The sequence below is a fragment of the Paramagnetospirillum marisnigri genome, assembly GCF_001650715.1.
Classification (GTDB): Bacteria; Pseudomonadota; Alphaproteobacteria; order Rhodospirillales; family Magnetospirillaceae; genus Phaeospirillum; species Phaeospirillum marisnigri.
On sequence record NZ_LWQT01000046.1, the window covers coordinates 35,272 to 57,375 of the forward strand.

General features: G+C 65.3%; 20 protein-coding genes. 13 read left to right on the forward strand and 7 right to left on the reverse strand.

Going from position 1 to position 22,104, the window contains the following annotated elements; translation table 11 throughout:
• Positions 1-5 precede the first annotated feature (5 nt).
• The 3 genes from kdpA to A6A04_RS07755 form a co-directional block, all read right to left on the reverse strand.
• Positions 6-1,733: a potassium-transporting ATPase subunit KdpA gene (kdpA, locus tag A6A04_RS07740; RefSeq protein ID WP_068491593.1), complete on the reverse strand. Its 1,728-nt coding sequence runs from the start codon at positions 1,731-1,733 to the stop codon at positions 6-8.
• Positions 1,734-1,743: 10 nt separating this feature from the next.
• Positions 1,744-1,833, reverse strand: coding sequence for a K(+)-transporting ATPase subunit F (kdpF, locus tag A6A04_RS07745; RefSeq protein WP_068491594.1), 90 nt, complete (start codon positions 1,831-1,833; stop codon positions 1,744-1,746).
• A gap of 387 nt (positions 1,834-2,220) precedes the next feature.
• Positions 2,221-2,613, reverse strand: coding sequence for a septal ring lytic transglycosylase RlpA family protein (locus A6A04_RS07755; protein ID WP_068491598.1), 393 nt, complete (start codon positions 2,611-2,613; stop codon positions 2,221-2,223).
• A gap of 185 nt (positions 2,614-2,798) precedes the next feature.
• On the opposite strand from A6A04_RS07755, the gene A6A04_RS07760 reads away from it, so the two are divergent.
• Both A6A04_RS07760 and dapA read left to right on the forward strand, forming a co-directional pair.
• On the forward strand, positions 2,799-3,260 hold the full coding sequence (locus A6A04_RS07760) for a nucleoside/nucleotide kinase family protein (protein ID WP_156612520.1): 462 nt from the start codon (positions 2,799-2,801) through the stop codon (positions 3,258-3,260).
• Positions 3,261-3,271: 11 nt separating this feature from the next.
• The gene (dapA, locus tag A6A04_RS07765; RefSeq protein ID WP_068491602.1) at positions 3,272-4,210 is read left to right on the forward strand and encodes a 4-hydroxy-tetrahydrodipicolinate synthase; all 939 of its coding nucleotides are present in this window, start codon (positions 3,272-3,274) and stop codon (positions 4,208-4,210) included.
• Between the two features lie 126 nt (positions 4,211-4,336).
• Here the strand turns inward: dapA and glmS are convergent, their stop codons facing one another.
• Both glmS and glmU read right to left on the reverse strand, forming a co-directional pair.
• Positions 4,337-6,160, reverse strand: coding sequence for a glutamine--fructose-6-phosphate transaminase (isomerizing) (gene glmS, locus A6A04_RS07770; RefSeq protein ID WP_068491604.1), 1,824 nt, complete (start codon positions 6,158-6,160; stop codon positions 4,337-4,339).
• Between the two features lie 5 nt (positions 6,161-6,165).
• Positions 6,166-7,509 (reverse strand): bifunctional UDP-N-acetylglucosamine diphosphorylase/glucosamine-1-phosphate N-acetyltransferase GlmU, encoded by a 1,344-nt coding sequence (gene glmU / locus A6A04_RS07775; protein WP_068491605.1) that lies wholly within the window; start codon positions 7,507-7,509, stop codon positions 6,166-6,168.
• Positions 7,510-7,603: 94 nt separating this feature from the next.
• On the opposite strand from glmU, the gene gph reads away from it, so the two are divergent.
• The 8 genes from gph to A6A04_RS07815 all read left to right on the forward strand — a co-directional run bounded on the left by gph (position 7,604) and on the right by A6A04_RS07815 (position 17,221).
• Entirely contained in the window at positions 7,604-8,281 is a 678-nt protein-coding gene (gene gph / locus A6A04_RS07780; RefSeq protein WP_068491607.1) for a phosphoglycolate phosphatase, read from the forward strand.
• 93 nt (positions 8,282-8,374) lie between these two features.
• Positions 8,375-10,840 (forward strand): EAL domain-containing protein, encoded by a 2,466-nt coding sequence (locus A6A04_RS07785; RefSeq protein ID WP_245651120.1) that lies wholly within the window; start codon positions 8,375-8,377, stop codon positions 10,838-10,840.
• A gap of 36 nt (positions 10,841-10,876) precedes the next feature.
• The gene (locus A6A04_RS07790) at positions 10,877-11,263 is read left to right on the forward strand and encodes an RrF2 family transcriptional regulator (RefSeq protein WP_068491609.1); all 387 of its coding nucleotides are present in this window, start codon (positions 10,877-10,879) and stop codon (positions 11,261-11,263) included.
• Positions 11,264-11,565: 302 nt separating this feature from the next.
• Positions 11,566-12,558 (forward strand): hopanoid-associated sugar epimerase, encoded by a 993-nt coding sequence (gene hpnA, locus A6A04_RS07795; RefSeq protein ID WP_068491611.1) that lies wholly within the window; start codon positions 11,566-11,568, stop codon positions 12,556-12,558.
• The gene (locus A6A04_RS07800; protein WP_068491613.1) at positions 12,555-13,709 is read left to right on the forward strand and encodes a glycosyltransferase; all 1,155 of its coding nucleotides are present in this window, start codon (positions 12,555-12,557) and stop codon (positions 13,707-13,709) included. Before hpnA ends, A6A04_RS07800 begins: the two co-directional genes overlap by 4 nt.
• Positions 13,706-14,572: a presqualene diphosphate synthase HpnD gene (hpnD, locus tag A6A04_RS07805; RefSeq protein ID WP_068491615.1), complete on the forward strand. Its 867-nt coding sequence runs from the start codon at positions 13,706-13,708 to the stop codon at positions 14,570-14,572. Before A6A04_RS07800 ends, hpnD begins: the two co-directional genes overlap by 4 nt.
• 18 nt (positions 14,573-14,590) lie before the next feature.
• The gene (shc, locus tag A6A04_RS07810; RefSeq protein ID WP_068491616.1) at positions 14,591-16,513 is read left to right on the forward strand and encodes a squalene--hopene cyclase; all 1,923 of its coding nucleotides are present in this window, start codon (positions 14,591-14,593) and stop codon (positions 16,511-16,513) included.
• A gap of 54 nt (positions 16,514-16,567) precedes the next feature.
• Positions 16,568-17,221, forward strand: a complete 654-nt coding sequence (locus A6A04_RS07815; RefSeq protein ID WP_068491655.1) for a phosphorylase family protein — start codon at positions 16,568-16,570, stop codon at positions 17,219-17,221.
• Here A6A04_RS07815 and hpnH read toward each other — a convergent pair.
• The gene (gene hpnH, locus A6A04_RS07820; protein WP_068491618.1) at positions 17,171-18,319 is read right to left on the reverse strand and encodes an adenosyl-hopene transferase HpnH; all 1,149 of its coding nucleotides are present in this window, start codon (positions 18,317-18,319) and stop codon (positions 17,171-17,173) included. The two genes, A6A04_RS07815 and hpnH, sit on opposite strands and share 51 nt — an antisense overlap.
• A gap of 154 nt (positions 18,320-18,473) precedes the next feature.
• Here hpnH and A6A04_RS07825 point away from each other — a divergent pair, with 154 nt between their 5' ends.
• Genes A6A04_RS07825 through hpnJ form a run of 3 tightly spaced genes read left to right on the forward strand, consistent with a single transcriptional unit; the run spans position 18,474 to position 21,680 of the window.
• Positions 18,474-19,088 carry an ABC transporter substrate-binding protein gene (locus A6A04_RS07825; protein WP_068491620.1) on the forward strand — a complete coding sequence of 205 codons (615 nt, stop codon included), beginning with the start codon at positions 18,474-18,476 and terminating at the stop codon, positions 19,086-19,088.
• 1 nt (position 19,089) lies between these two features.
• Complete coding sequence (hpnI, locus tag A6A04_RS07830; RefSeq protein ID WP_068491622.1) at positions 19,090-20,244, forward strand: bacteriohopanetetrol glucosamine biosynthesis glycosyltransferase HpnI; 1,155 nt, start codon at positions 19,090-19,092, stop codon at positions 20,242-20,244.
• A complete protein-coding gene (hpnJ, locus tag A6A04_RS07835; RefSeq protein WP_068491624.1) occupies positions 20,241-21,680 on the forward strand; it encodes a hopanoid biosynthesis associated radical SAM protein HpnJ in 1,440 nt (479 codons plus the stop codon). Before hpnI ends, hpnJ begins: the two co-directional genes overlap by 4 nt.
• Positions 21,681-21,738: 58 nt before the next feature.
• On the opposite strand, the gene A6A04_RS07840 is transcribed toward hpnJ, so the two are convergent.
• Positions 21,739-22,098 (reverse strand): DUF4189 domain-containing protein, encoded by a 360-nt coding sequence (locus A6A04_RS07840; protein ID WP_068491627.1) that lies wholly within the window; start codon positions 22,096-22,098, stop codon positions 21,739-21,741.
• Positions 22,099-22,104 lie beyond the last annotated feature (6 nt).

A 22,104-nucleotide genomic window follows, 5' to 3' on the forward strand; every position in this document is an offset into this window, starting at 1 on the left:
TCCCTTTAGAACAGAGTGCCGGCGGCGAGCGAGAAATGCTCGACGATCGGACCCAGGGCGAGAACGGGGAAGAAGGTCAGGCCGCCGATGACCACGATCACCGCGATCAACAGGCCGATGAACAGCGAGCCATGGGTGGGGAAGGTGCCCGCCGAGGGCGGCACGATCTTCTTGGCGGCCAGGGAGCCGGCGATGGCCAGGGTCGGCACGATGATCAGGAAGCGCCCGATCAGCATGGCCGCCGCCAAGGTGGTGTTGTAGAACAAGGTATTGCCCGACAACCCGCCGAAGGCCGAACCGTTGTTGCCGGTGGCCGAGGTGAAGGCGTAGAGCACCTCGGACAGGCCATGCGGCCCGGGAGCGGCGATGGAGGACAGCCCCACCGGCAGCACCATGGCCAGCGCGCCAAAGCCCAGGATGGACAGCGGGAAGATCAGGATGCACAGGACGGCCAGCTTGACCTCCTTGGCCTCCATCTTCTTGCCCAGGTATTCCGGGGTGCGTCCCACCATCAGCCCGGCGATGAACACCGCGACGATGACAAAGACGATCATGCCGTGCAGACCGGCGCCGACGCCGCCGAAGATCACCTCGCCCAGCATGATGTTGACCAGGGGCACCATGCCGCCGATGGGCGTGAAACTGTCATGCATGGAATTGACCGCGCCGCAGGAGGTGCCGGTGGTGCTGGCGGCGAAGATGGCGGAATTGGCGATGCCGAAGCGGACTTCCTTGCCCTCCATGTTGCCGCCGGGGGCGGTATCGGTGGAGGCGATGTCGACGCCCATGGCCTGGACCTGCGGATTGCCGCCGGCCTCGGCCCAATAGGCGAATCCGATGCCCACCGCCAGCATGGCCGCCATGGCGATATAGAGGGCGCGGGCCTGACGCTTGTCGCCGATCATGCGGCCGAAGGCGAAGACCAGCCCGGCCGAGATCAGCAATTGCCCGGCCATTTCGATCAGATTGGTGAGCGCGGTGGGGTTCTCGAAGGGATGGGCGGAATTGGCGTTGAAGAAGCCGCCGCCATTGGTGCCCAGATGCTTGATCGCCACCTGCGACGCCACCGGCCCCTGGGCGATCACCTGCTTGGCGCCTTCCAGGGTGGTCGCCTCGACATAGGCGTCAAGGTTCTGCGGCATGCCCTGCCAGACCAGCGCCAAGGTCACCACGATGGACAGCGGCAACAGCACATAGAGGACAGAGCGGACGGAATCGACGTAGAAATTGCCCACCGTCTTGGCCTGCCTGCGCGCGAAGCCGCGCACCAGCGCCACCAGCACCGCCATGCCTGTCGCCGCCGAGACGAAATTCTTCACCGTCATGCCCAGCATCTGGGTGAGGTAAGCCATGGTGCTTTCGCCGCCATAGTTCTGCCAGTTGGTATTGGTGGTGAAGCTGACGGCGGTGTTGAAGGCGAGGTCGGGAGCGACGGCCGACATCTCCGCCGGGTTGAGCGGCAGCAGCGCCTGCAGGCGCATGACGGCATACATCAGCAGCAGTCCGATCACGCTGAACACCAGGCAGGAGAAGGCATAGACCGTCCAATGCTGCTCCTGGTCCGGCTTGATCAGGCAGATCTTGTAGATGAGGTGCTCGATGGGCTTGAACACCGGATCGAGCCAGGTCTTTTCCCCCGAATAGACCCGGGCCATATAGGTCCCGAGCGGGATCGCTCCCGCCGTGACCACGGCGAAAAAGATGACGATTTGCAAGATTCCTGCGGCGTTCACGGCCGGTCTCCTAAAACTTTTCGGGGCGGATGAGGGCGTAGACCAGGTAGACCGCCAGGCCCATTACGGTGATGCCCCCCAGAATCAGATCGAGAGTCATGGTTTTCCCCTCAGATGCGCTCGCAGGCGCGGACGAACAGGCCGCTCAGGGCGAAGAAGGCAAGCGCGGCGACGACGAACACGATGTCGAACATCGGTGCTCTCCGGTTGAAATTTCAGATGGTGATAACCCTACTCCCGGAGGGCATTAAGGGTCCAAGCGGGAGTGCGTAAAGGATGCATAAAGATTGCCATACCCGCTCATCCTGAGAGCCGCACGGGCGCGCTCGATGGCGGTCCGCAGATCACCTTCGGTCAGGCGGTCGCGGCGCATCAAGGCGTGAAGGATGGGGTCGGCCAGCAGATCCGCCAGGGCCGGTTCATCGCCGGCTCGCGCGAACGGAGCGGCCGACCTTGTCATCGGGATTCCATGGGCCATGTCCACTCCTTATGACTTGAGAAGGGAGATCGAGACCGGGGCGATGCCATCGGTCAGAACGCCGAGATCACGCGCCGCGCTCTCCGATAGGTCGATGATGCGTCCCTTGACATAGGGGCCACGATCATTGATGCGAACCACCACCGAGGCTCCGGTCTTGCGGTTGGTCACCTTGACCTTGGAGCCGAACGGCAGCCGCAGATGAGCCGCGGTCGCCAGACGGGAATCGTGAATCTCGCCATTGGCGGTTCGCCGACCGTGATGCTCGTTGCCATACCAGGAGGCGATACCCTTCTGGTGGATGCGTCCCTCGGCGCGGGCGGTGGCGCAGTGCGTCAGGCCGAAGACGGCAATGAACGCCACCATCGCGCTGAGATGGGGAAAGCGATTGACGATACGCATAGTGTCTCCTTCGGTCTTACCCGCGAGACAGACCCTATTCGCCTTGCCGATAAGGCCTCGATACGGTTGTTCGACGGCAAGACGTAAGGAACCGCTGATGCGCCGCTTACGTAAAACCGCGTGGAACCATGATCAGCAGGGCGAATAGGCTTGGCCCATCGTCAATTGCTTAGAACGGGTCCACCATGTCGACCGCCTTGAAGTTGCATGCTTCCTCCCTTTCCCCCAGCGCGACGCAGAACCGCATCCAGGCGCTGATCGCCGCTGCTCCCATCCGGGCCACGGATCGGGTGGCCATCATCGGGCAAGGCTCCTTCGATCTTCTGCTCGGTTTGGCCGGCAAAGGCGGCATGAGCGCCGTTGCCTTGCGCTCGCCGTCCCGCTGCCGGACTGAGGCGGGTGCCGCCGACGTGATCTGGTTCACCGGACTCGAGACCATCGGCTCCGAGATCGCCGCCGCCATCGATTACCTGGAGAGCCCCCGCATCGTCGTCATCGAGCTGACCCGCGACAATGCCAGGTCCGGACTGGCTTCCATTCTCGGGCAACTGCGCGCCAAGGGCCTGGCCGATCAGGCCATCAGCAACGCCGGTGGCCGCGCCCTGGTGGTGGCGTCGCGCCCCGCCTGGCTGCGTCGCGTCATTTAGGAGAGGCCGTGATGCACAATCATCGCCTCGACCACCTGCGCGGCTCCATGGTCGCCTTGGTCACTCCCTTCCGGGATGGCCGCATTGACGAGGAGGCGTTTCTTCATCTCTGCGAACGCCAGATCACCGCCGGCACCAGTGTCCTGGTGCCCTGCGGCACCACCGGCGAGGCTCCGACCCTGTCCCATGCCGAGCAGATACTGCTCATCGGGCTGGCGGTCCGTGCCGCCAAGGGGCGTGTTCCGGTCCTTGCCGGGGCAGGATCCAACTGCACCGCCACCACCATCGAGCTGGTTCGCCACGCCGAGGCGCTGGGGGCGGATGCCGCGCTGTGCATCACGCCCTATTACAATCGTCCCTCCCAGGAGGGCTTGTTTCGGCATTTCGAGGCGATCCAGGCCAGCACTACCTTGCCCATCGTGCTCTATGATGTGCCGAAGCGTACCGGCGTCAGCCTGGAACTGGATACCATCGTCCGGCTGGCGCAACTGCCCAATATCGTGGGTCTGAAGGATGCCTCCGGCGACATGGCAAAGGCGGGACGGCTGCGCTATTCGGTGCCATCGGAATTCCTGCGGCTGTGCGGCGACGACGCCCTGCTGGGCGATCATCTGGCCCTGGGCAGCCAGGGTTGCATCTCGGTAACCGCCAATATTACGCCAGCACTCTGCGCTGAAATGCATCGCGCATGGCAAGACCACGATTACGGTCGGTTCAGCCGGATCAATGCGGCACTGTCTCCGCTCAACGGAGCACTGTTCTTCGAGAGCAATCCCATCGCCGTCAAATGGGCGTTGAGTCAACTGGGGCTGGTGAGCGATGAACTTCGCCTGCCGCTCACGTCGCTGTCGTCCTGCCACCATCCCCAGGTGCTGCGGGCCTTGGCGGGCATTCTGCCGTTCGAGGCGCGCGCCTTCGCCCACGATGATTGTTTGGGCCAAGTGGCGTGACGCCTTGCGTCATTGGCATCAGAAACGGGGGCTGCCGAAGATGCGGCACTTGCCTTTCGTGGCAAGTGAGTGGAGCCAGGATGAGGCTCCATTATCCGCACAAAATCGTCTGAATGAGGTGGCGACTTACTCGACGGTGACGCTTTTGGCCAGATTGCGTGGCTGATCCACGTCGGTGCCCTTGGCGATGGCGACGTGATAGGCCAGCAGTTGCACCGGGATGGCGTAGAGGATCGGCGCCACGAACGGGTTGACGGCGGGCAGGGCCATGGCGGCGAAGGGGGGCGAGGCCAGGCGGTCGACGCCCTCCTGGTCCGAGAAGAACACCACCCGTCCGCCCCGCGCCACCACCTCTTGGACATTGGAGGCGGTCTTCTCGTAAAGCTCGTCGGTGGGGCAGATGACGATGACGGGCACCGAATCATCGATGAGCGCGATGGGACCGTGCTTCAATTCGCCCGCCGCGTAGCCCTCGGCGTGGATATAGCTGATTTCCTTCAGCTTCAGGGCGCCTTCGAGCGCGATGGGGAAGCTGGCGCCGCGCCCGAGATAGAGCACGTCGCGGGCCTCGCTGATGCCCTGGGCCATGAGGCGGATTTCATCGTCGCGGCGCAGGAATTCGGCGACACGCGCCGGGACTTCCGCCAGGGCCTGGCAGATCTCGGCCTCGGTCTCGCCGGAGATGGCGCCGCGCGAGCGCGCCATGCCGACGGCCAGGCAGGCCAGCACCACCAATTGGGTGGTGAATGCCTTGGTGGAGGCGACGCCGATTTCGGGCCCGGCCAGGGTCAGCAAGGTGGCCTCGGCCTCGCGCGAGATGGTGCTTTCCGGCACATTGACCAGCGCCAGGGTATGCTGGCCATGGGCGCGGCAGTAACGCAGCGCCGCCAGGGTGTCGGCGGTCTCGCCCGACTGAGAGATGAAGATGGCCAGCCCGCCCGGTTCCATGGGCGGCTCGCGGTAGCGGAATTCCGAGGCGATATCCACCTCGACCGGCAGGCGGGCCAGCTTCTCGATCCAGTACTTGGCCACCGATCCGGCATAGAAGGAGGTGCCGCAGGCGATGATGCGCACCCGGTTCACCACCCCCAGGTCGAAGGGCAGGGAGGGCAGGGTGATGGTGCGCTCGGCCGGGTTCAGCATGGTGTTCAGCGTGCCGCCGATCACCTCGGGCTGCTCGAAGATTTCCTTGAGCATGAAATGGCGGTGCTGGCCCTTGCCGATCAGGGCGCCGGAGAACTGGGTCAGGCGCACCTCGCGGGTGACGGTGGCGCCGTCGCGGTCGAAGATGGTGGCGCCATCGGCGGTCAATACCGCCCAGTCGCCGTCCAGCAGATAGCTGATCCGCTGGGTCAGCGGCGCCAGGGCCAGGGCGTCGGAGCCCAGATACATCTCTCCCTCGCCATAGCCCAGCGCCAGCGGCGATCCCTGGCGCGCCGCGATCATCATGTCGGGGTGGCCGGCAAAGATGATGCCGAGCGCGAAGGCGCCGCGCAGGCGCTCCAGCGACTTTGCGGTGGCATCCCGGGGCGACAGGCCCTGGGCCAGGTGGTGGTCGATCAGCTGCGCCACCGCCTCGGTGTCGGTGTCGCTCTCGAAGACATGGCCCTGGGCGGTCAGTTCCGCCTTCAGTTCCTGGAAATTCTCGATGATGCCGTTATGGACCACCGCCACCCGCTGGGTGGCATGGGGATGGGCGTTGCGCTCGTTGGGGACGCCATGGGTGGCCCAGCGGGTATGGCCAATGCCGATGCCACCCGCCACCGGTTTGTCCTCCAGCAGCCGGGCCAGATTGGCCAGCTTGCCCTCGGCACGGCGGCGTTCGATGCCACCATTGACCAAGGTGGCGATACCCGCGCTGTCGTAGCCGCGGTATTCCAGGCGCTTCAGGCCTTCCACCAGCAGCGGCGCCACGTCCTGCTTGCCGATGATACCGACGATGCCGCACATGCGTCTTATCCTTCCTTTTTGGCCCGCTGCTGGGCACGGAACCGGTCGGCCCAGCCCTTCAATTCCATCTGCGAACCGCGCGCGACGGCCAGCGCGCCGGGGCTGACTTCCTTGGTGATGACCGAACCGGCGCCGATGACGGCGCCGTCGCCGATCCTGACCGGCGCCACCAGCGCCGAGTTCGAGCCGATGAAGGCGCCCTTGCCGATATCGGTGAACGACTTGTTGAAGCCATCGTAATTGCAGGTGATGGTGCCCGCGCCCACATTGGCGCCCGCGCCGACCCGGGCATCGCCGATATAGGTCAGGTGGTTGATCTTGGCCCCGGCTTCCACCACGGCCTTCTTGACCTCGACGAAATTGCCGATATGGGCGGCCTCGCCGATCTCGGCGCCGGGGCGCAGCCGGGCATAGGGGCCGAGAATGGCGCCATCGGCGACGGTGCAGCCCTCGAAATGACAGAAGCCCTTGATCTCGACATTGCTGCCGATGGTGACGCCGGGGCCGAACACCACATGCGGCCAGACCACCACATCACTGCCCAGCACGGTATCCCACGAGAACCATACCGAGGCGGGGTCCACCAGAGTGGCGCCCCCGGCCATGGCGGCCTCGCGGAACTGACGCTGCACCACCGCTTCGGCGGTGGCCTGCTCGGCGCGGGAATTGACCCCCAGCAGTTCCTCGGGGTCGCCTTCCACATGGCTGCAATTGGCGCCATCGGCCCGGGCCAGGGCCACTACGTCGGTCAGGTAGTATTCGCCCTTGGAATTCTTGTTGTCGATGCGCTCGATCAGGCTCCACAGCCGCTTGCCGTCCATGGCCAGAACGCCGGAATTGCACAGCGGGATGCCGCGCTGGTCTTCGGTGGCGTCGCGATACTCGACGATGGCCTTCAGGCCCTCGGCGCCCACGACAAGCCGTCCGTAGTGGCCGGGGTCCTCGGGCCTGAAGCCCAGAACCACCACCGCCGGGTCGCGCGGACCGCGCCGCTCGGCCAGCAAGCGGTCCAAGGTGGCCCGGGTGATCAGCGGCGTGTCGCCGTACAGGATCAGCACGTCACCGTCGAAATCGCCCAGGGCTGCCCGCGCCTGGGCGACGGCATGGCCGGTGCCCAGGCGCTCGGCCTGGATCACGGTGGGGATGGGGGCGATGGTCTTGGCCACCACCTCCATGTCGGGGCCGATCACCGCCACCACCTTGTCGGGGGACAGACCGGCCACCGTCGCCATCAGATGGCTGACCATGGGGCGCCCGGCGATGGGGTGCATGACCTTGGGCAAGGCGGATTTCATGCGGGTGCCCATGCCGGCGGCAAGGACGATGACGGCAAGCTTGGGAGAAGCCATGGAAACGCCAACACTCAATCTGTTGCGGCTGCGGCGCGAAGGTGCCACAAAAGGGTGGTTCGGGCCAAATCAATCTTTATTTCGAACGGTGTCAATGTCCCAAGCCCTGCGCGCCGTGCTGTTCGATCTGGACGGCACCCTGATCCACTCGCTGCCCGACCTTGTGGCGGCGGTGAACCGCATGCTGGCCACCGAGGCACGTCCCCCCCTGACGTCGGACGCGGTCAAGGCCATGGTGGGCGATGGCGCCGATGCCCTGGTCAGCCGGGCTTTCGAGGCCACCGGTGGCCTGCCTGGTCCCGAGATCGGTCCGTATCTGGAGCGCTTCCTGGCCGATTACGAGCCGCGCTCGGCCGATACCACGCTGCCTTGGCCAGGGGTGGAGGAGACCCTGTCGCGGTTGCGTGAACTGGGGCTGGCCCTGGCGGTCTGCACCAACAAGCCGCGAGCCGCCACCGCCGAGGTCCTGTCCAAGTTGGGGCTGGACGTGCATTTCGATCTGGTGGTGGCGGCCGAGGACGCACCGGCCATCAAGCCGGATCCGGCCCATGTGCGGGTGATCCTGGACCGGCTGGGAATCGAGGCGGGGGCGGCGGTGATGGTGGGGGATTCCATCAACGACATCCTGTCGGCCAAGGCCGCCGGCGTGCGGACGGTGGCCTTGTCCTTCGGCTATGCCCATGGTCCGGTCGCCGATCTGGGGGCCGATCGGGTGATTGATCACTTTTCCGATCTAATTTGTGTCTTGCCCAACCTAGGTAAACCGGCATAGTTGGGCGGGTGGATGGGACGGCTTGCCCTTGCGGCCTGGGTTGCAAGGTAGCATGCTGAATACAGTCTTCGCTTGCCTGATCGGGGAGGGGCTGTGCCCGCAAAGCAGAACGAGACGTTGCAAAACCGCCTGGAGATGCTTTCCCGGCGGGTTGATGAACTCTCCTTGTATCAGGTGGTGTTCGAACATGCCTCCGAGGGCATTGTCACCACCGATGCCCAGAACCGTATCATCGCCGTCAATCCCGCTTTTACCGCCATCACCGGCTATGAAGCGGACGAGGTCATCGGCCGCGATCCGAAGCTGCTTCGCTCCGGTGTGCAGGATGCCGCCTTCTATACCGAGTTGTGGGAGACACTGAACCGCACCGGTCATTGGCACGGCGAACTTATCGACCGGCACAAGAGCGGACGGCTGTTCGCCATCCATCTCTCCGTCTCCACCCAGTTGGATTCCAAGGGAAAGGTGGTGCGCCGCATCGCCGTGTTCCGCGATGTCACCGAGGCGCGCGAGAATGCCGAGCAGTTGTGGCGCCGCAATAATTTCGATCCCCTGACCGAACTTCCCAACCGCTCGCTGTTCCTCGACCGCCTGCTTCAGGCCCTGGTCATGGCCGGGCGCGAGAGCGCCAGGGTGGCGCTGCTGTTCATCGGCCTCGACGGCTTCAAGAACATCAACGACTCGCTGGGGCACTGGATCGGCGACAAGGTCTTGCAGGAAGCGGCGCGCCGCTTTCAGGGCTGCCTGCGCCAGGGCGACACCGCGGCGCGGTTCAGCGGCGATGAGTTCACCGTCGCCCTGGGCGGCGTGCAATCCATCGACGAGGTGGAAACCATCCTGCGCCGGGTGCTCGAAGCCTTGCAGGAACCCTTCGTCATCGAGCAGCATCAGGTGCTGATCTCGTGCTCCATCGGTATCTGCCTGTGGCCGGGCGACGGCGACGATGTCGAGGCGTTGATGCGTAACGCCACCTCGGCGCTGCAGCAGGCCAAATTGGCCGGGCGCAACACCTTTCGCTTCTTCACCCCGGCCATGGATGCCCGTGCCCAGGCGCGTTCGCGCGTTGCCGATGAATTGGCGGGCGCGCTTTCGGGCAACGAGTTCCATCTGGTGTTCCAGCCGCTGGTGGATCTCAAATCCGGCAAGGTGACGGCGGCCGAGACGCTGTTGCGCTGGCATAACCGCTATCTCGGAGTGGTCAGCCCGGAACAGTTCGTCCCCCTGGCCGAGGAACTGGGACTGATCCGGCCCATCGGCGAATGGCTGCTCACCGCCGCCTGCCGCGAGGCCCAGAAATGGCAGAGCTTCGGCCTGGGCGATATCGGGGTCGCCGTCAACATCTCGCCCCGCCAGTTCCAGCAGGGCGACATCCTCACCATTATCGAGCGTGCCCTGTCCGAAACCGAATTGGCGCCGCGCCTGCTGACCATCGAAATCACCGAAGGCCTCCTGCTTGCCAATAGCGAGGAGGTGATCAACAAACTGGATCGCATCCGGGCCCTGGGCGTGACCCTGTCGGTGGATGATTTCGGCACCGGCTATTCGTCGCTGTCCTATCTGAAGACCTTGCCGGTCGATGTCTTGAAGATCGACCGTTCCTTCGTGGCCGACATGCTGGAAAACCTGGATGATGCCACCTTGGTGGACGCCATCATCGCCATGGGCCATTCCATGCATCTGGAGGTGGTGGCCGAGGGCGTGGAGACCGAGGCGCAGTTGGCCTATCTCACCGAGAATGGCTGCGACTCCGGCCAGGGCTATTATTTCAGTCCGCCGCTCAATCCCACCCGGTTTCGCGATTTCGTGATCGAACGGTCTGGCCTCGATGCCAAGTTGGGTGAGACCAGGCCGGCAGGCAGCGCGCCGCGGGGGGCCAACGTCCTGTTCGCCGACGACGTGGAACTGGTGCGGTTGGTGTTCCATGACTTCCTGGACGGCACCGCCTGCAGCATCGTGGAAGCCGCCACCGGAACCGAGGCGGTGGAAAAGTTCGCCGCCGCCGTTGAACCTTTTGATCTGGTGGTGCTCGACCTTCATATGCCGGGCATGGACGGCTTCGAGGCCGCCGCCGCCATCCGCTCGATGGAAGCCCGTGACGGCCGTCCCCGCACCCCCATCATCGCGCTGACGGTCAGCAATACGGACGAAGAGCGCTGGCGGGCCAAGGATGCCGGTTTCGACCGTTTCCTGTCCAAGCCCATCGCCCGCAACGACCTGCTTGGCGCCATGGCCGAGATGCTGCCCATGGAACGGACCGACGCGGCGCCCTGCGTCGATACCCTGGCGGGGTTGAACATTCCCCAGGGATTGGAGCATCTGCTTCCGAACTTCATTCAAGAGATGATCAAGGATCAGCAGACCCTGCGCTCCCTGGCCGACCTGCAGGACCGCCCGGCGCTGGCCGAGCACGCCCATGCCATGCGCGGCAAATGCGGATTGTTCGGCGAGGAGGTGCTCTACCAGATCCTTGGACGCATCGAGGACCACGCCCCCACCATCGGACATGACGAAATCCTTGGACTCGTCGCCAAGGTGGTTGAACGGGTCGGCCGCCTGTAGCAGCATGACCCAGACCAAAGTTTGGGCGGGCGTCGCATGAAGATCACCCAGTTCACCGACTTTTCCTTCCGATTGCTGCTTTTTCTGGCCCGGTCGCGCGACCGGGTGGTGACGGTGCGTGAGGTCGCCGACTATTATTCCATTTCGGCCGAACATCTGAAGAAGATCGTCCGCTCTTTGTCCGACCTGGGCCATATCCAGACGGTGCGCGGCAAGCTGGGCGGCCTGAAGCTGGCGCGTGAACCGGACGAGATCAATCTCGGCCGCCTGATCCGCGATCAGGAGAATCTGGCCCTGCTGCCCTGCCACGAGCCCTGCGATACCTGCCCGGTGCAGGACTGCAAGCTGCGGGTGCTGGTGGATCAGGCGTTGGGTGCTTTCCTGGCCCATTTCGACGGCAAGACCCTGGCCGACATCATCTGATGCCCTCTCGGGGCAATCGGGAGAAGGCAACATATCCGCTTTCCCCCTCTCCCGCTTGCGGGAGAGGGTCGGGGTGAGGGCCTGGTGGCCGCGACTTGATGTCGAATGGCGCGCCGACGCGCGCGCCCTCACCCGTCTCGGCTTCGCCGCGCCACCCTCTCCCGCAAGCGGGAGAGGGAGCGTTCTCCTTCAAGCGATTGCCCTGATGCCCTCTCGGGGCATTTGACCCCCATGGGCAAGTGTTGTAACTAACCTGCCAGCCGCCTGGGCGACGCCTCGCCCGGGCCAAGGGTGTTGGACTCATGGACGGAAAATTCCTGGTTACCGGAGCCACCGGCTTCGTCGGCTCGGCCATCGTGCGGGCACTGTTGGCGCGCGGCGCCGAGGTGCGGGTATTGGCGCGGCCCAATTCCAACCGCCACAACGTCGCCAGCTTGAAGGTCGAGGTGGTGGAAGGCCGACTGGAGGACGCGGCCTCGCTGCGCCGCGCCATGCATGGCTGTTCGGTGCTGATCCATACCGCCGCCGATTACCGCATCTGGGTGCCGGACCCCCGGGCGATGATGGCCGCCAATGTGGACGGGACCCGCGCCCTGATGGAGGCCGCCCTGGCAGAGAAGGTCTCCCGCGTGGTCTATACCTCGTCGGTGGCGACCCTGGGCCATGTGGACGGCGGCATCGCCGACGAGGACACACCCAGCGACATTTCCGATAAGGTCGGCCCCTACAAGCAGTCCAAGTTCCTGGCCGAGGAAGTGGTGCGGCGCATGGTGGCCGATAACGGCCTGCCCGCCGTGATCGTCAATCCTTCGACTCCCGTGGGGCCGGGCGACGTCAAGCCCACCCCCACCGGCCGCATGATCGTCGAGGCGGCTTCGGGCCGCATGCCCGCCTATGTGGATACTGGCCTCAACATCGTCCATGTGGAGGATGTGGCCGAGGGCCATCTGCTGGCCCTGGAGAAGGGCCGGATCGGCGAGCGCTACATCCTGGGCGGCGACAACCTGACCCTGGCCGATATTCTGGGCCGCATTGCCCGTATCACCGGCGGCAAACCTCCCTTGATGAAGCTGCCGCGCCTGCCGCTTTATCCGCTGGCGGTGGGGGCCGAGCTGTGGGCGCGCCTGACCGGCGCCGAGCCCTTCGTCACCGTGGACGGGCTGAAGATGTCACGCTGGAAGATGTTCTTCTCCTCGGCCAAGGCCGAACGGGAATTGGGATACCGCCACCGTTCCGCCGACGAGGCGTTGAAGGCGGCGGTGGAGTGGTTCAAGCATACCGGAGACGTGGCATGAGTGGTTTGGCGTCGCTTGTCGGCCTGGCGGGGGCCGGTGCCTGGGCCTGGCTGCTGACCATGCGGGGCGGCTTCTGGCGGGTGGAGCCGACGAAGCGCTTCCCGTCGCCGGAAGGCTGGCCCGAGGTGGTGGCGGTGATCCCCGCCCGTGACGAGGCAGAGACCATTGGCGAAACGGTGGAATCCCTGCTGTCGCAGAATTATCCCGGCACGCTGTCGGTGGTGGTGGTGGACGACCATTCCAGCGACGGCACCGCCCAAGTGGCCCGCGACCGCGCCGAGTCCATGGGATGTGCCGCCCGGCTGACCGTGATCGCGGCTCCGGAATTGCCCGAGGGCTGGACCGGCAAGATGTGGGCGCAAAGTCAGGGTGTCGCTGCCGCCATGGTCTGGCGCCCCGAAGCGGGGCTGCTGCTGCTGACCGATGCCGATATCCGCCACGGCAAGGGAGAGTTGCGCCACATGGTGGCGCGCGCCCTCAACCAGGGGCTGGATATGCTGTCGCTGATGGTGCGGCTGCGGACCGAGAGCTGGTGGGAAAAGGCCATCGTCCCGGCTTTCGTGTTCTTCTTCCGCATGCTCTATCCCTTTGCCTGGGTGTCGGATTCGCGCAGCACCACCGCCGCCGCCGCCGGAGGCTATGTGCTGATCCGCCCGGCCATGCTAGAGAAAATCGGCGGCGTCAAGGCCATCAAGGACGCCCTGATCGACGATTGCACCCTGGCCGCCGCCGTCAAGGCCCATGGCGGCAGTCTGTGTCTCGATCTGGCGGAGGAGGCCGTCTCCCTGCGCGGCTATGACGGCCCGGAAGGGCTGTGGAAGATGATTTCCCGCTCGGCCTATTCCCAATTGCGCCATTCTCCCTGGCTGCTGTTGGGCACCGTTCTGGCCATGCTGCTGGTCTTCGTGGCGCCGCCGCTGCTGGCCTTCCGCAATGGCGGCGGGGCGTCCACCGGGGCGCTGGCCTGGGCCGCCATGACGCTCGCCTATTACCCCATGGTGCGGTACTACCGGCAATGGCCGTTCTGGGCGCCGTTATTGCCGCTGATCGCCTTGTTCTATCTGGGCGCGACCCTTCATTCCGCCGTCAAATACCATCTGGGGCAGGGGGGCGAATGGAAAGGCCGCGTTCAGGACGGAAAGACGGCATGAACGCCCTGTCTCCCGCCTTGACCATCGATCCCGCCCAATACGAGATGGTGGCGGAGAAGGTCCGCGCGTCCGGAACCTCGTTTTATTGGGGCATGCGGCTGCTGCCCCTGGAACGCCGCTATGCCATGTATGCCATCTATGCCTTCTGCCGCGAGGTCGACGACATCGCGGATGAACCGGGAGAGGCGGAGACCAAGCGTCGCCAACTGGCCGAATGGCGCGACGAGTTGGACCGGCTGTATGCGGGCGCCCCGTCCCATCCCATCGCGCAGGCTCTGGCCGGGCCGGTGGCCCGTTTCGGCCTTCCGCTCGAAGACTTCGTCGCCGTGGTCGATGGCTGCGAGATGGACGGCCGCAACGAGATGGTACGCCCCTCCATGGCGCAGCTGGAGCTGTATTGCGACCGGGTGGCCTGCGCCGTCGGGCGGCTGTCCACCCGGGTGTTCGGCGAGTTGCGGCCGCGCAGCATGGAGGTGGCCAATGCCACCGGCATGGCGCTGCAACTGACCAATATCCTGCGCGACGTGGCGGTGGACGCCGCCATCGGGCGCCTGTATCTGCCTGATGAGTTGCTGACCAAATACGGCATCCCTGACAGGGATCCCAGGCAGGTCCTGGCCCATCCCCATCTGGCGGCGGTCTGCCGTGACCTGGGCGAGACCGCCCGGGGCTATTTCAAGGCCTCGGACGCCGCCATGGCCGAGTGCTCGCGCGCCGCCATGCGGCCCGCCACCCTGATGAAGGAAATGTATCGGGAAATCTTCAACAAGGTGGAAGCCGAGGGCTTCGTCCCCCGCGATCCACCGGTCAAGGTGTCCAAGGCTTTCAAGATATGGTGCATCCTGCGCCACGGATTGCTCTAGAGCGACTGAGGTACGACCGTGTCTATCAACGAAACCATCTCCCTGGAAAAGGCGGTGAACGATTCGGCCGCCGCCTTGCTGGCCAAGCAGCGCGCCGATGGCCACTGGGTCTTCAATCTGGAAGCCGATGCCACCATTCCGGCGGAATACGTGCTGTATCTGCATTATCTGGACGAGCGCGACCCCGAACTGGAACAGCGGATCGGCGTCTATCTGCGTGATATCCAGGAGGAGCATGGCGGCTGGCCGCTGTTCCATCGCGGCGATTTCAACATCAGCGCCTCGGTGAAGGCCTATTACGCCCTGAAGGCCATCGGCGACGACATCGACGCCCCCCATATGGTGCGGGCGCGGGAAGCCATCCTGGCCCATGGCGGCGCCGCCACCGCCAATGTCTTCACCCGCACCCTGCTGGCGTTGTTCGGGCAGATTCCCTGGAAGGGCGTGCCCATCATGCCCGTCGAGATCATGATCCTGCCCAAGTGGTTCCCCTTCCACCTGGACAAGGTCAGCTACTGGTCGCGCACGGTGATCGCGCCCTTGACCGTGCTGATGACGCTGCGGCCCCAGGCCCGCAATCCGCTGGGCATCCATATCCGTGAACTGTTCGTCACCCCGCCAGAGAAGGTGACCAACTGGTATCTGGACGAGGTGCGCTCCAACTGGGCCTATCTGTTCCGCGGCATCGACATGGTGCTGCAGAAGGTCTATCGCTTCTTCCCCAAGAGCATTCAGAAGAAGGCCATCGACAAGGCGGTGGCCTTCGTCGACGAGCGTCTGAACGGCCTCGACGGGCTGGGCGCCATCTTCCCGGCCATGGTCAATTCGGTGCTGATGTACGACGTGCTGGGCGTGCCCAAGGACGACCCCAGGGTGGTCACCGCCAAGCAGTCCATCCGCAACCTGATCGTCGACGAGGGCCATCGCGTCTGGGTGCAGCCCTGCCTGTCGCCCATCTGGGATACCGCCCTCGCCACCCATGCCATCCTCGAAGTGGGTGGTCCCGAGGCGGAAGCGGCGGCGCGCAAGGCCTGCGACTGGATGGCCGAACGCCAGATCACCGACGTGGTCGGCGACTGGGCGGCGCAGCGCCCGGGGCTGGAGCCCGGCGGCTGGGCCTTCCAATACGCCAATCCCCATTACCCCGATGTGGACGATACCGCCGTGGTGATGGCGGCCATGGATCGCCTCGACCCCAAGGCCTATGAGGAAAATCTCCGCAAGGGCGCGGTGTGGCTGCGCGGCATGCAGTGCAAGGACGGCGGCTGGGGCGCCTTCGACGCCGAGAACACCGCCCATTACCTCAACCACATTCCCTTCGCCGATCACGGCGCCCTGCTGGACCCGCCCACCGCCGACGTGTCGGCGCGCTGCGTCTCGGTACTTTCGGTGATGGGCAAGCGCCACTCCGACGTCACCGCCCATGCCGGGGTGGACTATCTGCTGCGCGAGCAGGAGAAGGACGGCTCCTGGTTCGGCCGCTGGGGCACCAATTTCGTCTACGGCACCTGGTCAAGCCTGTGTGCGCTGAACGCCGCCGGTCTGGCCCACGACCACCCCGCCATCCGCAAGGCGGTCAAGTGGCTGGAAAGCAAGCAGCGGGAAGACGGCGGCTGGGGCGAGGACGGCCGGTCCTACTGGACCGACCAGCCGCGCGGCGAGGCCAAGGAATCCACGCCGTCGCAGACCGCCTGGGCGGTTCTCGGCCTGATGGCGGCGGGCGAGGTGGCCAGCCCGGCGGTGGCGCGCGGCATCGACTACCTGATCCGCACCCGCAATGCCGAGGGCCTGTGGGACGAGGAACTCTACACCGCCGTGGGCTTCCCCCGGGTGTTCTATCTGCGTTACCACGGCTATCGCCAGTTCTTCCCGGTCTGGGCCCTGGCCCGCTACCGCAACCTCACCACCGGCAATGCCGGGCCGGTGATGCATGCCCTTTAGCCGCCTCTTCTCCCTCCCCCGGCCTGGCCGGGGGAGGGGTGGGTGGTGGCGGCCATGACCGTCGGCGTCATCGTCGGCATGACCAGCGAGGCGGCGCTGATTCCGCCCGGCCCCAAGCTGGCCTGCGCCGGGGCGGTGCCCGCCCGGGCCGAGTCCCTGGCGCAAGCCTTGCTCGACCAGGGCGCCCATGCCCTGATCAGTATCGGCATCGCCGGTGGGCTCGACCCCGCGCTGGAACCGGGCGCCGTGGTGGTGGGCAGCGGTGTCCATGTGGACGGAGCGGTGGTGGCGTGTGACGGGGCGTGGGCGTCTCGACTGCTGTCGGTCATTCCCTTTTCCCGCGCCGGGCTGGTCTTTGGCGCCGACCGGGTGATCGGCGGCACCGAGGCCAAGCATCGGCTGTTCACCGATCATGGAGCGGTCATCGTCGACATGGAAAGCGGAGCGGTGGCACGGGTCGCCGCGCGGGCAGGCATTCCGTTGGCGGTGCTGCGCACCGTGGCCGATCCCGCCAGCCGGTCATTGCCGCGCGCCGCCATGGCGGCGCTGGACGAGGATGGCAATCCCCGCATCGGCGCGGTGCTGGCCGGTCTGGCGCGCAGGCCGTGGGAGCTGGCGGGGCTGATCCGGGTCGGACTGGACAGCCGCGCCGCCTTGTCAGCCCTGCGAGACTCGCTGAAGATTGTTGGTCCGACCCTCGGCGTGTAGCTTTTCCAGATTCTCGGCCAGCAGCTGGTCGTAGTTGTTGACCGCCGGGCGCTGTCCGTCCAGGGGGATGTCGGCGGCCATGGGGCTTTCGGTATCCGGCCCCTTCAGCGCCACCCAGGCCGCCTTCAGCGGATTGCTGAGCGTATCGGTGACGGCGGTGGCCTCGAAGCCGCAATGGACCATGCAGTCGGCGCATTTCTCATAGCGCCCGACGCCGTAGGAGTCCCAATCGGTCTCCTCCATCAGTTCCTTGTAGGTCTTGGCATAGCCCTCGCCCAGCAGATAGCAGGGCTTCTGCCAGCCGAACACGTTCCGCGTCGGATTGCCCCAGGGCGTGCACTGATAGGTCTGGTTGCCCGCCAGGAAGTCCAGGAACAGCGAGGACTGGGTGAACACCCACTTCTTGCCCTTGCCCAGCCGGAACAGGCGGCGGAACAGTTCCTTGGTGTTGCGGCGGTTGAGGAAATGCTCGGTATTGGGCGCCCGCTCATAGGCGTAGCCGGGCGAAATGGTGATGCCGCCGACGCCGATGGAATGGGCGTAGTCGAAGAACTTCGCCATGCGATCGGCATCGGCGTTATTGAACAAGGTGCAGTTGATGTTGACGTTGAAGCCCGCCGCCTTGGCCGCCTTGATGGCCGAGACCGCCTGGTCGAAGGTGCCTTCGCGCGACACGGCGCGGTCGTGGTCGTCGCGGTCGCCGTCCAGATGCACCGTCCAGGTGAAATAGGGGCTGGGCTCGAACAGGTCCAGCTTCTTTTCCAGCAGCAGGGCATTGGTGCACAGATAGACGAACTTCTTGCGCGCGATGGCGCCCTTGACGATCTGGTCCATCTCTCGGTGCAGCAAGGGCTCGCCGCCCGCCATCACCACCACCGGGGCCGGGCACTCGTCGATGGAGGCCAACGCCTCTTCCACCGAGATGCGGGAATTCAGGATGGCGTCGGGATAGTCGATCTTGCCGCATCCGGCGCAGGTCAGGTTGCAGCGGAACAGCGGTTCCATCATCAGCACCAGCGGATAGCGCTTCACGCCGGAAAAATGCTGGCGCATGACATACATGCCGATGCGGAGGGACTGGAGCAGGGGAACGGCCAAGGGATCGCACTCTGACTGGCTGAATGGGCGGCCGGACTATACAGGGGGGCAAAGCCAAAGTTCAACAGTTCTGCGGGTAGGGGCTTTCGATACGGGACAGCCATCCCAAGATATGGTATGGCAGCGGTCTAATTATTCGAGGGAGTCCACCGTCATGTCGTCGCCTTCCTGGGTCCGAATCCTGCTGCTGCTCGTGGCCGTGACCCTGTCCGCGCCCGCCGTGGCGGCCGAGGCCGACGGGACGGTGAAGGGCTTCAACGATCAGCTTCTGGCGGTGATGAAGGCCGGGCCCAAGCTGGGCTTCAAGGGCCGTTTCGAGAAGTTTCGCACCGTTGTGTCGGACTCCTATGACCTGACCACCATCACCAAGTCCATGTTGGGTACCGTTTCCGTCGCCAAACTGACGCCGGACGAGTTGTCGCGGCTGGTGGCGGTCTATGCCGACTTCTCCGCCGCCACCTATGCCTCGCAGTTCGAGGCCTGGGATGGCGAGGCCTTCGAACTGGGCGAGACCCGGCCGCATCCCACCACCGCCGGGGCGGTGGTCGTCCAGAGCTGGATCGTGCCCAAATCCGGCAATGCCACCCAGATCGATTATGTGCTGCGCCCCGACCAGGGCCGTTGGCGCATCATCGACGTGCTGTTCGAGGGCACGGTCAGCCAGGTGGCGGTGCGGCGGTCCGAATTCGGCGCCATTTTCCGCGATAAGGGACTTGCGGGCCTGATCGAGGTCATCCAGGGCAAGACCGCCGCTATGGAAAAGAAATAACATGCTGGACGGGGTGGGGCAGGGGCTGTCGCTGCTGTTGCTGGCGGCCTGCGCCTGTGGCTGCCTGTATCAGGTGGTCTCGGCGCTGCTGGTCCGTCGCTTCATGGCCGCGCCTGTTCCCGTGCCATCCAGCCGTCCCCCGGTCAGCGTGATGAAGCCGCTTTGCGGCGCCGAGCCGGGCATGGCGGAGAATCTGGCCTCGTGCCTGGAGCAGGATTATCCCGCCTTCCAGATGGTGTTTGGGGTGCAGCGGCCCGATGACCCCGCCCTGGCCGAGGTGGCGAGGCTGGAAGGCACCGAGCGGGCCGAACTGGTCACGGTGGCCGATGCCACCTCCCATGGCCGTAATCTCAAAGTCGCCAACCTGCTGAACATGTGGCCCAAGGTCCGCCACGACCTGATCGCCATCGCCGACAGCGATATCCGGGTCGCCCCCTCCTATCTCGACCAGATCGCCGCACCCTTCGCCGATCCCCAGGTGGGAGTGGTCACCTTCCTCTATGTGGGGCGCGCGGTTCCGGGGCTGTGGAGCGCGCTGGGCGCGCTGGGCATCAATCACGGCTTCCTGCCCTCGGCTTTGCTCGCCCGTGCCATCGGTCGCAAGGATGGCTGCTTCGGCGCCACCATGGCGGTGCGCCGGGATGTGCTGGACAAGGCGGGGGGGCTCGCCGCCCTGGCCGACGTCCTGGCCGACGACTGGGTGCTGGGCCATCTCGCCCGCCAGCAGGGTCTGACCATCGCGCTGGCGGCGCGGCCGGTGGATATCATGGTTCACGAAGGCGACTTCGCCACCCTGCTGGCCCACGAGGTTCGCTGGGGCCGCACCGTGGCGGCGGTGGACCGGGCGGGCTATCTCGCCTCGGTCATCACCCAGCCGGTGGCGCTGGCCCTGCTGGCGGTGCTGGCGGGATGGGGCAGCCTGGCATCGCTGGTCGGGCTGGGCCTGGCCTGCGCCTGCCGCCTGGGCGCCGTCCGCGTCCAGGAGAGCGCCCTGGGCCTGCCCAAGTCCCCATTGGGACTATTGGCTTTACGAGAAATTCTGTCATTCCTCGTCTATGTTGTCGCATCTTGCGGCCGGACTGTGATATGGCGTGGCCGCCGGTTCGTCGTGCGGCGCGACGGCACACTTGAGCTTGTTGAAGGGTCTGCACCATGAAGAAGTCGCTGTTCCTCAATCCGCCCTCGTTCGACGGGTTCGACGGAGGCGCCGGAGCCCGGTTCCAGGCGAAGCGTGAGATCAAGTCCAACTGGTACCCCACCTGGCTGGCCCAACCGGCCGCCATGGTGCCCGGTTCCAAGCTGGTGGACGCGCCTGCCAGCGGCAAGACCCTGGACGACGTGCTGAAGCTGGCCAAGGATTACGAACTGCTGGTGATCTATGCCAGCGCCGCCACCTATGCCTCGGAATGCAAGGTGGCCGAGGCCTTCAAGCAGGCCAATCCCAATATCATGATCGGCATGGTCGGCGCCCATGTGGCGACGGTGCCCGAGCCCTCGCTGCTGGCGTCCACCGCCATCGACTTCGTGGCCCGTCATGAATTCGACTACACCATTGTCGAGATCGCCGAGGGCAAGCCCTTCGCCGAGATCGACGGCCTGACCTTCCGCGGCCCGGATGGCGCGGTGGTCCACACCAAGGATCGCGAGCTGATCCACGACATGGACGCGCTGCCCTATGTGGCGCCGGTCTATCGCCGTGACCTCAACCCCGACGACTACTTCATCGGCTATATCCGCCATCCCTATCTGTCGTTCTATACCGGGCGTGGCTGCAAGTCGAAGTGCAGCTTCTGCCTGTGGCCGCAGACCATCGGCGGCCGGGTCTATCGCGCCCGCAGCGCGGCTTCCGTCATCGAGGAGGTCAAGCAGGCCCGCGCCATGTTCCCCGAGGTGCGGGAGTTCTTCTTCGACGACGACACCTTCACCGACGATCTGGAGCGGGTGGAGGAAATCGCGCGCGGCATCGGCCATCTGGGCGTGCCGTGGTCGTGCAACGCCAAGGCCAATATTCCCCGCAAGACCCTGGAAGTGCTCAAGGCCAACGGGCTGCGGGTGCTGGTGGTGGGCTATGAGTCGGGCGTGCAGGAAATCCTGAACAATATCAGGAAGGGCCTGCGCATCGACATCATCAAGCGCTTCTCCAAGGACTGCCACGAACTGGGCATCGTCGTCCACGGCACCTTCATCCTGGGCCTGCCGGGCGAAACCCGCGAGACCATCAAGCAGACCCTGGAATTCGCCAAGGAGGTCAATCCCCGCACCCTCCAGGTGTCCATGGCGGCGCCCTATCCCGGCACCGAGCTCTACGAGCAGGCCCTGGCCAATGGCTGGTTCAAGCAGGACAAGGACCTGCTGATGAAGGGTGATGCCGGTGGTTGGCAGGCCGCTGCCCTCAGCTATCCCGACCTGACCAGCGACGAGATCTTCCAGGGCGTGGCCGAGTTCTACAAGGCGTTCTATTTCCGCCCCGGCAAGATCGGCGAGATCGTCTGGGAGATGCTCCAGGACTGGGACATGATGAAGCGCCGCCTGCGCGAGGGTGTGGAGTTCTTCCAGTTCCTGCGCACCCGCAACGCCGCCAAGGCCTGCTGAGGCCGGAGCAAAAAAGAAAGGGCCGCCCCATGGGGCGGCCCTTTCGCATTGGGTGATATTACTGGCAGTCGGAAACCACGACCTTGCAGCCGGCGCCGCAGGCTTCCAGGGCATTGGCCTTGGCGGTGTTTTCGCTGCTGCCCCAGCCGATGCCGGAATAGTCCCTGGACGCGGCATAGGCACCACAGGTGTCGTAACGAACCGCGACCTTGCAGTTGCTGTTGCCCGCCTTCTTGCATTCGCGCATGGCGTCGGCCCCGGCTTCCTCGCGGGTGGAACCGGTGCCGATGCCGTAGCCCACTTCGGACACCTTGGCCCCAGCCTCGTCATCGACGGCGATGGCTCCGGCGGCGAAACCAGGGGTGGCGCCGATGGTCAGGCCCAGCACCACGGTAAAAGTCAGAATGAATTTCTTCATGTTTTC